Origin of the sequence: Aminobacter sp. Piv2-1, from assembly GCF_037625995.1 — a bacterium.
GTDB lineage: Bacteria > Pseudomonadota > Alphaproteobacteria > Rhizobiales > Rhizobiaceae > Aminobacter.
In genome coordinates, this window is sequence record NZ_JARKMU010000006.1 from 38,781 (window position 1) to 52,832 (window position 14,052).

Genomic DNA, 14,052 nt, shown 5'->3' on the forward strand with positions numbered 1-14,052 from the left:
AAATTTGCACAGGCGTGCAAAACAATGGGAAATGTTTGAAACTGCCGCATATTCAGTTTTCCGACTAATGAAATCGACCGCCCTGCAGGTAAACAGACGAAGATTGTGCACTGCCGTGCAAACACCACCGCGGCTGCTCGCCGAAGCTGCTCCAAGGCGTTTGCCGGCGCGGAAAAGAAAAGCGCCCGCCGCGAGCCGACGGCTCGGGCAGGCGCTTGCACGACACCTCGATGGGCGTCGCGGACTACCTTACGATGACGATGCTGGTGTTCTTCGGACCGAAGGTCTGGACCAGCTGGTAGAGATCGGCGGCGTTGTCGGGGTGCAGTCGCACGCATCCGTGCGAAGCCGGCCGGCCAAGGCGGCCGATCTGGTTTGTCGCATGCACCGCGTAGCCGCCCTTGAAGAAGATGGAATGCGGCATGGGGGCATTGTCGTATTTGCGCGAATACCACATCTCGTGCATGCGCGTCGGCTTGAACGAGCCGGTCGGCGTCACATAGCCCCGGCCCGCCGTCGAGACCTTCCACACATAGGCGAGGCGTCCGTCGACCATCACATGCATCGTCTGCTGGCCGATCGACACGCGCGCAACGACCTGGCTTGCGGCCTGGGCCGCGCCCTGCCCCGCACCGACGAGCAGCGCCGCTCCGGTGATGGCGATCGCGACAAGGTTGATAAGCTTCCCTTTCAGTTGGATGTTCATGGCAGCCCCCCAAGGCCGATCTCGCCGGCCGGAATGTGTTTCGCAACGGGGCCTTTTTTGGCAGCTTCTTGTTTCGCTCTAATTTCGTTTAGCAATCATTCTTGTTTCATTATTGTTTCTAAATGAGGGTGGGACGAATTCACATCACCGCGCCAAACACAGCTTCGCCGTCATGCCGGCGGGCTCTCCTGCAATAGGGCAAGCATTCTGCCGCCAATGCCGCAGCCTCATGGAGGCGATCGAAACAGCATTGAAACATTCACAGCCGCCGAACGGCTTTCGGCGGCATCTTCCCGATACAGCGGCAACCCAGATTGAATTTGCGAAACGAACATAGTGAAGGTTGGATGGGCGGCGCGAAACGGTTGGCTGCGATCTGGTTCCTGCGGGTGGGCGTCGCTACGGCGATTCTGACAGGGATCGGCATCCTGGCCGACCACGGCAACGCCATTGCGGCGGAATTGTCGGCGGGGCTTGCCTCGTCGACCGGCGCCGTTCTCGCCGGAACGATGTGAATTTCGTCTGACTGCGTTGCCGCGGGGTCCATGGGCGTGGGCGGTCCGGTTTCGTACCGGCGGCGGTACGCAGAGTCTCGCGCGCTCTGCGCAGCGAGGATCGGGTACCCGCGCCGTCGAGGGCAGGTCAGCGGCGCGGGACCCGATCAGTCGGATCGCTGGAGCATTTCGCAGCCGGACGGATCGGCTGGCGTTGCAAAATGCAGCCAACAACAACCGCCGGAGCGGCGGAACTGCATTCGTCGGAATGCTCTCTGCTCCAGAATGAAGCACAAGTCAGGAGCGGGACGGACATGAACAGAAATCGCGCGGCATCGGTACTTTCGGCCCTGCTCTATGCCCAGGGCCTGCTTGGGTTCGCCGGCGCAGCCAGCGTCGTCCTGAAGGACGGAGCCGACACCGGCCCGGTCGTCCAGAGGGCCGCGCCCGCGCCATCGCCCTTCGGGCGTTGACACCTTGGACGACAGCGCGCCGTCACTCCTGGCTTTCGGATGGCTCCGGCCGGCGCGGCGGCGCGCTGACGGGCGGATCGAATCTGTAGCCGGCTCCGCGGATGGTGATGATGCTCTCCGTGTCGAGCTTGCGGCGCAGGCGCACGATGCGCGAATCGATCGAGCGGTCGAAGGCGTCGGCATTTTCGGCCGGCGCCGCCGCCATGATGTCGTCGCGGGTAAGCACCTTGCGCGGTCGCGACAGGAACAGCTTGAGCAGGGCGATCTGACCCGGCGACAGCTGCTCCTCCTCGCCCGAGGCGTGCATGACCAGCGCCGAGCGCAGGTCGACGGTCGAGTTCTCCAGCACCACCAGTTCCTGCGTGCCGCGTCCCCGGCGCGCGAGAAGGCCGCCGATTCGCGCGGCGAGCTCCCTCACATTGATGGGGCTCTCCACGACATCGGCGGCCCCCAGTTCCAGCCCCAGCACCTTGTCGACCAGTTCGGTCGGGCGGCAGATCAGCACGAAGGCCGGCCCGCCCTGGCCGCCGAAGGTGCGCAACAGGTCCCGCCCCTCGGCCGGGGTCAGGCCGTCGCCCACCACCACGACGTCCAGCCCCTTGGCCGAAAGCAGCGATTCCGCCTCCCACAGCCGCCGCGCCGTGCGCACGTCATGGCCGCGCCGGTCGAGATGATCGGCGAGGTCGGAGGCGACGACCTCCGCGATGGCAACGAGCGCTACGACCGATCTTCCAGCCATGAGGTCATCCGGGACTTCAACATCAGTGCAATCATTGCTTGCCGCAGCGGCCTGGTCGGCGCTTGCAGGGGCAAGAAGATGCCGCGCGACGCGCTCGGTCGGGGATGGATCCCCGAACGCACCGCCCGAAGCTTTCGCTCGTCCCTAACGAGCCGCCCTTCCCTTAGCAACTGCCCACGCCAAATCATCACTGGACATCATGTTTATACCCAATCTACTTTCCGCCGGTAGCGGAGGCGAGACGAAACTGCGCGCTCGGATAGTCATTGTCGAGGACGAGCCCGACCTGAGGGATGCCGTCGCCGAATATCTCGGCGCGAACGGTTTCGACGTGACCGCCGTCGAGGACGCCGCCGCCCTGCGCGCCCTCATCGACACCGAATCCTTCCACCTTGCGATCCTCGATATCGCCATGCCCGGCGAGGACGGACTGTCGCTCGGCCGCTGGCTGCGCGCCAGGATGCCCATCGGCATCATCTACGCCACCGCCGCAGGCACCGCGCTCGACCGCATCGTCGGCCTGGAGCTCGGCGCCGACGACTACATGGTCAAGCCCTACGAGCTGCGCGAACTGCTTGCCCGCGTGCGCAGCGTGCTGCGCCGCGTGCCGCAGCCCGAAAGCTTCCGGCAGGCATTGCAGGCCGCGCAACAGCCGCGCCGCACCATCGCCTTCGGCCCGTTCCATGCCGATCTCGACGGTCGCCTGGTGACCGGCAACGGCGGCGCCGTGGTCGACATGGCCAAGAGCGAGTTCGACATGCTCGAGGTCTTCCTGACCCGGCCCAACCGGTTGCTCAGCCGCACCACGATCTCGGAGGCCATCGGTTTCGCCGAGGACCCGGAATCCTCGCGCGCCGTCGACATCCGCATCATGCGGCTCAGGAAGAAGATCGAGGACGACCCGTCGAACCCGAAGTTTTTGCGCACCGTGCGCGGCGAAGGCTATATCTTTTCGCTGCCCGGCAGCGAAGCTAACTGACGCAGGCCGAGGTTCCGTCAGGATTCCGCGATGACCTTGTTGACCGTCTCACGCACCGACAATCCGTCGGGGACGCCGAGCCCGACCCTGGTGGCGGCCCAGATCGTGCGCCGGCTCCGCCAGGCGCCGGACTGGCAGCTCGAGATCGACCGTATCCTCGAATGCCTCGCCGCCGCCTTCGCCGGCCACAGGGCCATCCTGTTCAGGCTGCGCGACCTGCCCGGTCAGGGATTTGCCCAATCCATCGCCGCCTACTGGGTCGACCCCAACATCGACGAGATCGCGGCGCCGCCGACGACCATCAACCAGGCCATCGTCGATTCCGACCCGCTGCTCGAGCGGCTCGCCGAGGAAGGCCGGCAGGGCAAGATGTTCGCCGGCCTCACGCGCGACCTCACCGGATTCCTGCGCACGGATTTCGAGAACCAGCACATCAAGTCCTTCCTCTCGGTGGCCTTGTCCGCGCACGGCCATCTCTGGGGTACGCTCGCCGTCAACGACTGCGTCATGGAGCGCGAATGGACCGACGACGAGGTCGCCGCGCTCGAGATCATCGCCGCCGCCCTTGGCGACGCCGTCGAGCGTTCGCAGTCCGAATATCATGTCAGCGAGATCATCCGGCGTACGATGCTGCAGTCGTCGCTCGACGCCATCATGGTGATCGACGAGACCGGCTCGATCATCGAGTTCAACCCCGCCGCCGAGAAGATGTACGGCTGGAGCCGCGACGAGATCCTCGGCAAGGACCTGCTCGACACCGTCATCCCCTCCTACTACCGCAAGGGCTATTGCAACGGCGCCGACTACATGGCCGGGCGCGGCGCGCCGATGGTCGGCCAGCGCCTCGAAACCGTTACCCAGAACGCCGCCGGCGAGATCATCCCCATCGAGCTGACCGCCAACGAGATGCGGCTGGCCGACCGGCGGCTGTTCTTCGGCTCGATCCGCGACCTCCGGGAGAAGCATCGTGCCGAGGAGGAGATCAACCGCCAGCGCGAAAGGCTGCACCAGAACGAGAAGATGGCGGCGATGGGATCCCTGCTCGCCGGCGTCTCGCACGAGCTCAACAACCCGCTCGCCGTAGTCGTCGCCCAGTCGACGCTGCTGCACGAATTCGCGTCCGACACCCAGACCAAGTTGAGGGCCGAGAAGGTGCGCGCCGCCGCCGAGCGCTGTGGCCGCATCGTCAAGAGTTTCCTCGGTATGGTTCGCCTGCATCCCACCACCCAGGCCGAGACCGATCTCAACCAGGTGGTGCGCGCAGCCCTCGAAGTCACCGCCTACGGAGCCCGTTCGAGCGGCATCGGCATCGACACCGAATTCGCGGCGGGTCCGCTGATGGTGATGGCCGACGCCGACCACATGACCCAGGTGGCGGCCAATTTCCTGGTCAACAGCCAGCACGCGCTCGCCGGCATCAGCGGCGACAGGATCATCCAGGTCCGCACCTTCCGTACCGCCGGCGGCGGCGCCGGTTTCTCGGTCGAGGACAGCGGCCCGGGCATCGCCGAGGAAATCCGCGGCCGCGTCTTCGAATCCTATTTCACCACCAAGCCGATCGGCGTCGGCACCGGCATCGGCCTGTCCATCTCGAAGTCGATCGTCGACCGCCACAACGGCCGCATCTGGTTCGAGCCCGCCGAGCCCACCGGCGCACGCTTCCTCGTCGAATTGCCGGCCATGGGCGCCGACCGGTACGCAATCGCCGAGAGCGCGCCGAAGTCGAGCGGCCTGCGCCATGCCGTCATCATCGACGACGAGCCCGACGTCGCCGGATCGCTGTCCGACATCCTCGAGCTCATGGGCGTCAAGGCGCGCATCGTGTCGACCTGGACCTCGATGGCGGACGCGCTGGGCGAAGGCGCCGTCGACATCGTCTTCTCCGACCTGCGCATGCCCGACCGCAGCGGCATCACCATCCTGCGCGAGATCGTCGCCAAGCGGCCGGAGATGGCGCAGCGTTTCGTGCTGGTGACCGGCGACCTTATCGGCGCCAAGGCCGAGATCGAGCAGTTGCCCGCGAGCCTCAGGCCGCACATCCTCGAAAAGCCGTTCAGCACCTTCGACGTGCGCAGTGCGCTGAGTGCCGTGAGCGAGCAGGTTTCCGGCGCCGGGTGAGGCGCTACTGGGCGGTGTAGCCGCCGTCGATCACCAGCTCGGTTCCGGTGACGAAACCCGCTTCGTCCGAGGCGAGATAGATCACGCCATAGGCGACGTCGTCCGGCTCGCCGACGCGGCCGAGCGGCGTGAGTTCGATCGCCTTGTTGGCCTCGCCGCTTGCCGCCAGCTTGTCGAGCGCGCCCGACGACATCGGTGTGCGGATCCATCCGGGGCACACCGAATTGACGCGGATGCCGTAGCGCTCCTTGGCGCAGTGCAGCGCCGCCGACTTGGTGAACAGCTTGACCCCGCCCTTGCTCGCCACATAGGCGGCCGTCGAGGGGCTGCCGACGATGCCCATGGTCGAGGAGAAGTTGACGATCGAGCCGCCCTGGCCGGTCTTGCGCATGGCCTCGATGCCGTATTTGGTGCCGAGGAACACGCCTTCCATGTTGACCGACATGACCTTGCGCCAATCGTCGAGGCCGAGGTCTTCGACCGAACCGAACGGCGCGCCGACGCCGGCATTGTTGACCAGGATATGGAGCCCACCGAAGGTGTCGAGCGTTGTCGCGATCATCGCCTGCCAGCCCTTCTCCGAGGTCACGTCATGGGCGACATAGAGGCTGCGCCCGCCGGCGGCCTCGATGGCCTCGGCCACCAGCCGCCCCTTCTCCGCCTGCAGGTCGCTGATCACGACGGCGGCGCCCTCGCGCGCCAGCAGCCGCGCCGTCGCCTCGCCCATGCCCGAGGCCGCGCCCGTGACGATGGCGATTTTTCCTGCGACGCGGCCCATGGCGAACTCCTCCCTGCCAGGGCCGCAGCATCGCTTGCCGCGCGCCGGCCGGGCATCGTCCCAAGGGACTAAACCCGCCCGTGCCGAACCGCAAAAAAAGCCCCCCGCGGGGTCATGGCCGCGGGGGGAGGTACGCGCTGGAGGATAGGGATGCGCGGCAGGGAAAGATGCGGCGGGTCGGCCGCCGTCTAGAATATGTTCGGGGCCGTGTGCACCGGCTCGGCGCTGGCGATCAGCCGCACCTTGCGCGGCTCGCGCATCCCGGCGTCCTCGGCGATGGCGACGAGGCAAGCCTCGCTCTCGCTGCCCCAGGCCTGCCCCTGGCAGGCGATGTCGGTTTCAGACAGCGGCAGGCGGTCGGTCTTGGCGGTCGTGCGCGCGCCCTCGACGAGGCGCGGCGCCGGGCCCATGGAGGCGAAGGCCGGGCCGTTGGCCGGCGCCAGGGCCATCGACGTCAGCGAGGCGAATACGAACACGCTGAACATCATCATCGGATGTTCGTTCGCCCGCTGGCGGATGGCCAGGCTTGGCCGGCGGTTGACGCGCGAGCGCGGCTGGAACTGGCGGTCGAATTCGGAAACTTGCTTGGAGCCGGTCATCGGTCTCGCCTTTTCGTTGAATTTCGTTCTCCTGTTGAAATGAAAATAATCGAACTTTGTAACGGCCCGATGCTGATGAGCCCGCACTAATGAAACAAAGGATAAAACGTCAAAAACGGTCAACACTACTGCCAGTTCGGTCATTTTTACCGAAAGATCAGTCATCTGAGCGGCTTGCGCATCCCTGCGGCGGCAAGGGGTAGAGTTTCCGTTTGGTAACAAGTTACCTGCTCGATCGCGGCGAACCGAACAAAACGAAAGGGCCGATGCGGTTGCCGCACCGGCCCTTTCCTCGTGTAGCCGCGCGAGCGCTTCAACTCTTCAGCACGTCGGCCCATTCCGGATGGCGGCGGAACTGCGCGGCGGCAAACGGGCAGAGCGGGATGATCTTCTTGCCGGCGGCACGCGCGTCCTCGACTGCCCGCGTCACCAGCCTGAGGCCGGCCCCCTGGCCCCGGAATGCATCGGGCACCTCGGTATGGTCGATGATGAACAGGTGCTCGCTGACGGTGGTGAAGGTCATCTCGGCCTCGGCCCCGCCGGCTCCGCGGATGACATAGCGCCCCTTGCTGCCACGATCCTCGAGTTCGATCGTCGGAAGTTCCTCGGTCATTGTCCCTGCTCCTTGCTGGCGAAGAAGCGCTTCGCCGCCTCGATTTCGTTGGGGCGCACTTCGTGCCCGCCTTCATGCCATTCCAGCCTGACGTCGGCACCCGCGTCTCGCAGGTAGGCGTCGAGGCGGCTGGTGAGGTCCGGCGGACAGATCGGGTCGCGCCGCCCGGCGGTGATCAGCACGCGCCTGCCCGCCAGGCTGCCGTCGATCTCGGGCGCAAACGGGATCAGCGGGTGCATCAGCGCAACAGCGTCGAACCTGTCCGGCGCCGCGAACAGCACCGAGGCCAGGATATTGGCGCCGTTGGAATAGCCGAGCGCGAAAACCTGCGAAGGCTTCGCCGCCTCGACATGCGCCGCGACGAAGCCGGCCATCTTGGCGGTGGCCCTTGTCAGGTCGTCCATGTCGTAGACGCCCTCGCCGGTGCGGCGGAAGAAGCGCGCCGCGCCCATTTCCGAGACGTCGCCGCGCGGCGACACCACCGTCGCCCCCGGCACCAGCTCGCGCCCGAAGCCGATGAGCTGGTTCTCGTCGCCGCCGGTGCCGTGCAATGCAAAGACCAGCGGGCTGCCCGGCTCGCCGGGCAGCAGCCTGTGGATATATGCGTCCTTGCTCATCTTTCCTCCTCAGTCGCCCAGCGGCTGCAGGGTCTTTTCGAGATAGTCGCGCAGATGCGCATGCTGTGTCGGCAGCTTCAGGGCCTCGCCGAGATGGGCGGTGTCCTCGTCGCGGTCGAAGCCGGGCTCGTTGGTCGCCACCTCGAACAGCACGCCGCCGGGGGTGCGGAAATAGATCGCCCAGAAGTAGTCGCGGTCGATCACCGGCGTCACCTGGTAGCCCGTGTCCATCAGCGCCTTGCGCACCTCGAGCTGTCTGGCCCGGTTCTCCACCGCGAATGCGATGTGATGCACCGAACCCGCGCCGAGGCCGGCGAAGGACGCCCCCGGCAGCGTCTCGATGTCGATGAAGTCGGCGCCGTTGCCGTCCTTCACCGCAAGCCGCTTGATGTTGCCGGACGTGTCGACCTCCTCGTAGCCCATGAACTTCAGCAGTTCCTCGGTCGCGCCGCCGTCACGCAGCCTGAGCGTCGCAGAATGGAAGCCGCGGATCGCCTCGTCGTTGGCGACGCCGCCCTTGACCCAGGGCGCACGCTCGTCACCCTTGGCTTCGACCAGGGCAAAACCGTCGCCGTCGGGACCGGCGAAGTTGAGACGCTTCTCGCCGAAACTCTCGTCGCGCGACAGGCCGGTCACGCCCTGTTCGGCGAAGCGCTGCTCCCAGAACGGCAGCGTGCCTTCGGGAACGGAGAACACCGTGGTGCCCACCTCGCCGACGCCCGGCCGGCCCTTGCCGATGTTGGGGAACGGAAAATAGGTCATCACCGAACCGGGCGTGCCGACCTCGTCGGCATAATAGAGGTGGTAGACGTCCGGCGCGTCGAAATTGACCGTCTTCTTGACCCGGCGCAGGCCGAGCTTGTGGGTGAAGAACTGGTTGTTCTCGGCGGCGTCCTTGGCCATCGAAGTGACGTGGTGCAGGCCCTTGATCTGGTTGAGCATCGTCTTGCTCCTTTCGCTTGCCGCGGCCCCTGCCGCTCTGTTGGGCCGAATATGGGCCCGTCATCCGTCGCGGCATAGTGGCCGGTCACGCAATGATCTGTGCTCGATCAGTGAACAATAGGAGCCTATTCGTTCACATTATTTGGCATGGCTTCTGGCTGCACGAAGGCGCTTGCGCCTGCCCCTGAAACCGGCTTCCTTGGCCGCCATTTCGAACTCCGGGGGCGAGCTTGGTACACAAGGGCGGACGGCCGAACATTCTTCTCATCACCTGCGACCAGTGGCGTGGCGACAGCCTGTCGGCGGTCGGCCATCCGGTGGTGAGGACGCCGAATGCAGACGCGCTTGCCGCCGAGGGCGTGCTGTTCCGCCGCCACTATGCCGGCGCCGCCCCGTGCTCGCCGGCGCGCGCCTGCCTCTACACCGGCCTCCACCAGGCGAACAATCGCGTCTGCCGCAACGGCACGCCGATGGACAACCGCCACGACAACATCGCCCGCGCCGCCCGCCACGTCGGCTACGACCCGACGCTGTTCGGCTACACCGATGTCTCGCCCGACCCGCGCGGCCGCGCGCCTGGCGACCCGTTCCTGCGAACCTATGAAGGCGTCCTGCCGGGCTTCACCACGCGCCAGTTGCTGCCCGAGCACCAGAAGGCCTGGTTGTCCTGGCTCGCCGCGCGCGGCGTCGATTCCTCCGCCGGCTTCCCCGACATCCACCGACCGGCCGATCGCGACGCCCCCGAGGTCAGCAACGCGGTGCCGGTCTATTCGAAGGACGAGACCCCCGCCGCCTTCCTCGCCGGCGAGTTCCTGCGCTGGCTGGGCGAGCAGGACGCGGGCGAGCCCTGGTTCGCCCATGTCTCGTTCCTCAGCCCGCACCCGCCCTTCATCGTGCCCGCGCCGTTCAACACCCTGTATGATCCGGCCGAAGGCCCGGCCTACCAGCGCGCCGCGAGCCTGCAGGACGAGGCGGCGAGCCACCCGTTCCTCGCCTATCATCTCGCCCATCACCAGAAGAAGTCGAGCTTCGTCCCCGGCGCTTCGGGCAAGGTCGGCGACTGGAGCGAGGAAGAGTTCCGCACCATCCGCGCGCTCTACTATGGCATGATCTCCGAGGTCGATTCCCAGCTCGGCCGCATCTGGCAGGGCATCAAGGCCGCCGGCGCCTGGGACGACACCGTCGTCATCCTCACCTCCGACCATGCCGAGATGATGGGCGACCACTTCATGCTCGGCAAGGGCGGCTGGTTCGACGGCAGCTACCACATCCCGCTGATCATCCGCGACCCGCGCCGCAACCGCTCCGCCGGAACCGCCGTGGACCGCTTCAGCGAAGCCGTCGACATCATGCCGACGCTGCTCGACCTCATCGGCGCCCCGGCGCAGCCGCATCTCGACGGCCGCTCGCTCGGGCCGTTCCTCGACGGCGAGACGCCCGCGTCCTGGCGCGACGCGGCGCACTGGGCCTATGACTTCCGCTCCGTCGCCGAAGGCGCGACCGAAGCCCATTTCGGGCTCGGTTCGCGCGCCCTGAACCTCGCCGTGATCCGCACCGAAAAGGTCAAATACGTACATTTCGCCGGCGGCCTTCCGCCCTTGCTCTACGATCTCGCCAACGACCCCGGCGAGACGCGCAACCTGGCCGAGGACCCGGCCTGGCTGCCGGTGCGGCTGGAATTCGCCGAACGGCTGCTTGCCTTGAGGGCGGAGCAGCTCGACCAGTCGCTCGCCTTGTCCGAGCTGACCGAACGCGGCGCGGTCGGACATTTCGCGCGGCTGCCGTGAACGAAAGACCCACCAACGGAAAGGCCCACCCGCAGGTGGGCCTTTCCGGCTCCGATGCCGCCGCATCTACTGGGTGATGATCAGCCGCTGCTCGTCGCGCTTCTCGGCCCAGCTGGCTTCGTCATAGGCCGGCTGCTTGTCGAGCTGCTCCTTGGTGAAGGTCGTGTACAGGTACTTCTTGCCGTCCTGGTCGACCATGAAGGCAAGGTTGTCGCTGCCCACGGCCACCTTCTTCTCGCCCATGCCGAGGAAGCCCCCGACATCGATGATATATGCGTCGACCTTGCCGTCGGCGGTCATCACGATGTCGCCGATCTCGCCGATATTGGCGTCATCGGCGCCATAGACCGTCGTGCCGACCATCTCCTCTGAGCGGACATCCGTGGCCGGCAGCTGCTTCAGGGCCGACTTGTCGATGGACGTCGTCTTGGTCTGGTCGGTCGCGGTCGCGTCAGGCGTGGCCGGCGCCTGGGCCGTCTGATCGGTCGAAGGCATCGGCTCGGTTGCCGCGACCGGTGCCGGGGCCGGATCATAGCCACGGCGGTCGAAGTCGGGCAGCGCCTCGAGCTGTTCCTTGGTCATCGGCACGACCAGCCAGCGGTCGCCGTCCTTCTCAGCCCAGTCGAACTCGTTGAACGCGATCGCCACGTTCTTCTCGCCGATGCCGAGGAAGCCGCCGACGCCGATGACAAGCTGATCGGCCTTGCCGTCGGGCGTCAGCACCAGATCGTTGACGTCGCCGATGTTTTCGGCGTCCTCCGCAGTGCCGTTGTACACGGTCTCGCCGATGATGTTGGAGGCGAGCAAGCCGTCAGCACGTGGGATCACCTCCGAGGCCCCCGGGGTCATTTCGGTCGGTGCCGGCGCAGGCGCCGGTGCGGGAGCAGTCGTATCCTGGGCGAAGGCACCGCCGCCCAGCAGCGCAACGACCGCCGTCGTAGCCAAGAGTTTGCGGATCATGTTAACGTCTCCTCGTGCGTGTGTTCATGCATGCCGCGCCTCGACCGGTCTTTTGCGGGAAGGGTCCGGCGCGGCCCCTTAACGTGGTCACAACGCCGTGAGCGCGCCATGGTTCCCGCCCCGAAGCTGCGCCCGATCTGGTCCGGCACGCCTGCCGGATCGTCAAAACCCTTTTGAATTTGCCGAGTTAGCCGGGCGCTGGTCATCTGCCCGGCGTTCTGGTCGATGACCTGGCCATGGAATTCGGCCCACCCACGCGGCGGCATCGCGGCCTGGTTCCCGCGTCGATCCCGGCGAGACTTTCCAAGCACGCACTGCCCAGCTAGTTTGGCGGCGAGGCTGAGAGGGATGGCGACAGACGACGACGCAACGACCGGCGGGGGATCGGCCGACGACGAAGCAGACCGCCCGCCGGAAGCGGCGGACCGCGTTCCCGACCCCGACCTGGACAGGCTGACCGGCCTGGCCGCCGCCGTGGCGGACACGCCGGCGGCGTTGTTGCTGTTGGCCGACGACAGTGGCGGCTGGACGGTCGTGTCGAGCTTTGGCCTGACGCCGGCCGAGGCGGCAACCCTGGCGGCGGAAGGCGCCTCCGCCCTCCCCGCGCCATTCCCGTTCCGCATCGAGACGCCGGTTCCGGGGCGCCCGGCGGGAAACCTGCTCGTCCTGGATCGTATCGCAGGTCCGGAGCCGGAGGCTGCGACACGCGACCAGCTGGAGGCGATCGCCGCCCTGGTGTCCAGCCTGCTTGCTCTGCGCGACCGCTCCCTCGCCGGCGCGCGAGCGGAGGCCGCGCTGATGCACGCCGAGACGCGCCGGGCGCTCGCGCTCGAGGCGGCGCAGCTGGCAAGCTGGGTGTGGGATCCGCAAACCGGCATTGTCGAATGCGACATGCTGCTGCCCAGGCTGTTCAACCGGCCTCCGGCGACGCGAATGCGGGCCCGCGACATCGTCTTGGCCATCGACCGGCGCGACGTCGAGCGGACTCGCAGGACCTTCCGGGATGCGCTGGCGGGCAACGACGACTACTCGGGCGAATACCGGGTCAGGGGCATCGATCCGCCCCGCTGGCTCGCTGCCCGCGGCCGGGTGGTCGAGCGCGACGCTGCGGGCAGGCCCACGCTGGTCTTCGGCGTCAACTACGACATCACCGAGCGCCACACCGCCGAGGAACGGCAGCGCCTGCTGCTGCGCGAGCTCAATCACCGCGTCAAGAACACTCTGGCCACCGTCCAGGCGCTGGCCTCGCAGACCGTGCGCCACGCGCGCGAACCGCGCCAGTTCCTCGACGCATTCAGCGAGCGCCTGCGCGCGCTCGGCCTCGCCCACGGCCTGCTGTCGGATCACGAATGGCGCGGCATCGGCATCCGCGAGCTGGCGCGGCTCGAACTTTCCCCCTTCGACGAGGCGGATGCGCCGCGCATCTCGATCGCCGGCCAGGACGTGCTGCTCGACCCCGACCAGACCCTGGGTCTCGCGCTGGTCCTGCATGAGCTGGCGAGCAATGCGCTGAAATACGGCGCGCTCTCGGTCCCTGCGGGGCGTGTGACGGTCTCGTGGGTGATCCAGGGCGGCAAGGGCGAGCGGCGCCTTGTGCTCGACTGGACGGAAAGCGGCGGGCCGGAAGTCACGCCGCCGACGCATCACGGTTTTGGTTCCATCCTCATCCGCCGCGGCCTGGCCAAGGTCATCTCCAGCGAGGTCCGTCACGAGTACCTGCCGGAAGGCGTCAGGGCAGAGGTGTCGATGCCGCTGGCGTCGGAAATGGGCAGGCAGGAAGCTCAGTCGCCCGAGACGCCGTCATCGTCGGCGGCGGCGGGTCCGCGGTTCTCGCGGTAGATCTGGTAGGCGACGAGCGCCACGAGCGGGCCGAGCAGCGCGCCGATGCCACCCTTGCTGCGCAGCAGCGACGGCACCACCGCGGCCGCGGCCGCGATCCCGAGCGTCGCCAGCTCGGAGCGGCGCCTGCGCCTGTCGTTGCGCGACCGCATGTCGGCGAGCAGTCGGTGCAGCAGCAGGATCAGTCCGGCCAGCACCAGCAGGCCGACGCCGAACCCGATGGCAGCCTCGATGTCGCCAAAAGTCCGCGCCGCCCAGATGAAGGCGGCGGCGACGAGGAACCCCAGGCCGCACAGCGCCGCGAACCCTGCGGCGAGATACGCCAGGGCCGAACGTCGCGCCCGCCGCAGTGAAAGTGCCGTCTCGGACGCGGCGAGATCCGCGATAAAGGATGCCAGCATGAAGCCC

Annotated in this window: 15 protein-coding genes; 6 read left to right on the top strand and 9 right to left on the bottom strand. The window is 67.0% G+C overall.

The genetic code is table 11. From position 1 onward, the window contains the following. Nucleotides 1–244: 244 nt before the first annotated feature. The gene (locus tag AmiPiv_RS12410; RefSeq protein ID WP_340037778.1) at nt 245–706 is read right to left on the bottom strand and encodes a L,D-transpeptidase; all 462 of its coding nucleotides are present in this window, start codon (nt 704–706) and stop codon (nt 245–247) included. A gap of 347 nt (nt 707–1,053) precedes the next feature. Here AmiPiv_RS12410 and AmiPiv_RS12415 point away from each other — a divergent pair, with 347 nt between their 5' ends. Together AmiPiv_RS12415 and AmiPiv_RS12420 are read left to right on the top strand one after the other, a co-directional pair. Next, nucleotides 1,054–1,221, top strand: a complete 168-nt coding sequence (locus tag AmiPiv_RS12415) for a hypothetical protein (RefSeq protein WP_340037779.1) — start codon at nt 1,054–1,056, stop codon at nt 1,219–1,221. A gap of 293 nt (nt 1,222–1,514) precedes the next feature. Beyond that, the gene (locus tag AmiPiv_RS12420; protein WP_340037780.1) at nt 1,515–1,673 is read left to right on the top strand and encodes a hypothetical protein; all 159 of its coding nucleotides are present in this window, start codon (nt 1,515–1,517) and stop codon (nt 1,671–1,673) included. Between the two features lie 22 nt (nt 1,674–1,695). On the opposite strand, the gene AmiPiv_RS12425 is transcribed toward AmiPiv_RS12420, so the two are convergent. Continuing rightward, a complete protein-coding gene (locus AmiPiv_RS12425; RefSeq protein WP_340037781.1) occupies nt 1,696–2,412 on the bottom strand; it encodes a response regulator transcription factor in 717 nt (238 codons plus the stop codon). A gap of 199 nt (nt 2,413–2,611) precedes the next feature. On the opposite strand from AmiPiv_RS12425, the gene AmiPiv_RS12430 reads away from it, so the two are divergent. Together AmiPiv_RS12430 and AmiPiv_RS12435 are read left to right on the top strand one after the other, a co-directional pair. Further along, nucleotides 2,612–3,391, top strand: coding sequence for a response regulator transcription factor (locus AmiPiv_RS12430; protein WP_340037782.1), 780 nt, complete (start codon nt 2,612–2,614; stop codon nt 3,389–3,391). Between the two features lie 30 nt (nt 3,392–3,421). Continuing rightward, the gene (locus AmiPiv_RS12435) at nt 3,422–5,509 is read left to right on the top strand and encodes a PAS domain S-box protein (RefSeq protein ID WP_340037783.1); all 2,088 of its coding nucleotides are present in this window, start codon (nt 3,422–3,424) and stop codon (nt 5,507–5,509) included. 4 nt (nt 5,510–5,513) lie between these two features. Here the strand turns inward: AmiPiv_RS12435 and AmiPiv_RS12440 are convergent, their stop codons facing one another. The 5 genes from AmiPiv_RS12440 to AmiPiv_RS12460 all read right to left on the bottom strand — a co-directional run bounded on the left by AmiPiv_RS12440 (nt 5,514) and on the right by AmiPiv_RS12460 (nt 9,058). After that, the gene (locus AmiPiv_RS12440) at nt 5,514–6,287 is read right to left on the bottom strand and encodes a glucose 1-dehydrogenase (RefSeq protein WP_340037784.1); all 774 of its coding nucleotides are present in this window, start codon (nt 6,285–6,287) and stop codon (nt 5,514–5,516) included. Nucleotides 6,288–6,475: 188 nt separating this feature from the next. Continuing rightward, nucleotides 6,476–7,051: a hypothetical protein gene (locus AmiPiv_RS12445; protein WP_340037785.1), complete on the bottom strand. Its 576-nt coding sequence runs from the start codon at nt 7,049–7,051 to the stop codon at nt 6,476–6,478. Between the two features lie 148 nt (nt 7,052–7,199). Then, complete coding sequence (locus AmiPiv_RS12450; RefSeq protein WP_340037786.1) at nt 7,200–7,499, bottom strand: GNAT family N-acetyltransferase; 300 nt, start codon at nt 7,497–7,499, stop codon at nt 7,200–7,202. Further along, nucleotides 7,496–8,116 carry an alpha/beta hydrolase gene (locus tag AmiPiv_RS12455; RefSeq protein ID WP_340037787.1) on the bottom strand — a complete coding sequence of 207 codons (621 nt, stop codon included), beginning with the start codon at nt 8,114–8,116 and terminating at the stop codon, nt 7,496–7,498. The genes AmiPiv_RS12450 and AmiPiv_RS12455 overlap by 4 nt, the downstream gene beginning before the upstream one ends. Nucleotides 8,117–8,125: 9 nt before the next feature. Next, nucleotides 8,126–9,058 (bottom strand): VOC family protein, encoded by a 933-nt coding sequence (locus AmiPiv_RS12460; protein ID WP_340037788.1) that lies wholly within the window; start codon nt 9,056–9,058, stop codon nt 8,126–8,128. A gap of 230 nt (nt 9,059–9,288) precedes the next feature. Between AmiPiv_RS12460 and AmiPiv_RS12465 the strand changes: the two genes are divergently transcribed. Continuing rightward, nucleotides 9,289–10,845, top strand: coding sequence for an alkaline phosphatase family protein (locus AmiPiv_RS12465; protein WP_340037789.1), 1,557 nt, complete (start codon nt 9,289–9,291; stop codon nt 10,843–10,845). Between the two features lie 66 nt (nt 10,846–10,911). Here AmiPiv_RS12465 and AmiPiv_RS12470 read toward each other — a convergent pair whose 3' ends face one another. Continuing rightward, nucleotides 10,912–11,805: a PRC-barrel domain-containing protein gene (locus AmiPiv_RS12470; RefSeq protein ID WP_340037790.1), complete on the bottom strand. Its 894-nt coding sequence runs from the start codon at nt 11,803–11,805 to the stop codon at nt 10,912–10,914. 348 nt (nt 11,806–12,153) lie between these two features. Here AmiPiv_RS12470 and AmiPiv_RS12475 point away from each other — a divergent pair, with 348 nt between their 5' ends. Then, complete coding sequence (locus AmiPiv_RS12475) at nt 12,154–13,644, top strand: sensor histidine kinase (protein WP_340037791.1); 1,491 nt, start codon at nt 12,154–12,156, stop codon at nt 13,642–13,644. On the opposite strand, the gene AmiPiv_RS12480 is transcribed toward AmiPiv_RS12475, so the two are convergent. Further along, nucleotides 13,587–14,045 (bottom strand): hypothetical protein, encoded by a 459-nt coding sequence (locus tag AmiPiv_RS12480; protein ID WP_340037792.1) that lies wholly within the window; start codon nt 14,043–14,045, stop codon nt 13,587–13,589. The two genes, AmiPiv_RS12475 and AmiPiv_RS12480, sit on opposite strands and share 58 nt — an antisense overlap. Nucleotides 14,046–14,052 lie beyond the last annotated feature (7 nt).

Excerpts from the sequence above, each read along its gene's own strand:
- AmiPiv_RS12480 (WP_340037792.1), bottom strand. The coding sequence starts at position 14,045 with ATGCTGGCATCCTTTATCGCGGATCTCGCCGCGTCCGAGACGGCACTT.
- AmiPiv_RS12445 (WP_340037785.1), bottom strand. The coding sequence starts at position 7,051 with ATGACTGATCTTTCGGTAAAAATGACCGAACTGGCAGTAGTGTTGACC.
- AmiPiv_RS12460 (WP_340037788.1), bottom strand. The coding sequence starts at position 9,058 with ATGCTCAACCAGATCAAGGGCCTGCACCACGTCACTTCGATGGCCAAG.
- AmiPiv_RS12415 (WP_340037779.1), top strand. The coding sequence starts at position 1,054 with ATGGGCGGCGCGAAACGGTTGGCTGCGATCTGGTTCCTGCGGGTGGGC.
- AmiPiv_RS12440 (WP_340037784.1), bottom strand. The coding sequence starts at position 6,287 with ATGGGCCGCGTCGCAGGAAAAATCGCCATCGTCACGGGCGCGGCCTCG.
- AmiPiv_RS12430 (WP_340037782.1), top strand. The coding sequence starts at position 2,612 with ATGTTTATACCCAATCTACTTTCCGCCGGTAGCGGAGGCGAGACGAAA.
- AmiPiv_RS12450 (WP_340037786.1), bottom strand. The coding sequence starts at position 7,499 with ATGACCGAGGAACTTCCGACGATCGAACTCGAGGATCGTGGCAGCAAG.
- AmiPiv_RS12435 (WP_340037783.1), top strand. The coding sequence starts at position 3,422 with ATGACCTTGTTGACCGTCTCACGCACCGACAATCCGTCGGGGACGCCG.
- AmiPiv_RS12470 (WP_340037790.1), bottom strand. The coding sequence starts at position 11,805 with ATGATCCGCAAACTCTTGGCTACGACGGCGGTCGTTGCGCTGCTGGGC.
- AmiPiv_RS12425 (WP_340037781.1), bottom strand. The coding sequence starts at position 2,412 with ATGGCTGGAAGATCGGTCGTAGCGCTCGTTGCCATCGCGGAGGTCGTC.
- AmiPiv_RS12410 (WP_340037778.1), bottom strand. The coding sequence starts at position 706 with ATGAACATCCAACTGAAAGGGAAGCTTATCAACCTTGTCGCGATCGCC.
- AmiPiv_RS12455 (WP_340037787.1), bottom strand. The coding sequence starts at position 8,116 with ATGAGCAAGGACGCATATATCCACAGGCTGCTGCCCGGCGAGCCGGGC.
- AmiPiv_RS12420 (WP_340037780.1), top strand. The coding sequence starts at position 1,515 with ATGAACAGAAATCGCGCGGCATCGGTACTTTCGGCCCTGCTCTATGCC.
- AmiPiv_RS12475 (WP_340037791.1), top strand. The coding sequence starts at position 12,154 with ATGGCGACAGACGACGACGCAACGACCGGCGGGGGATCGGCCGACGAC.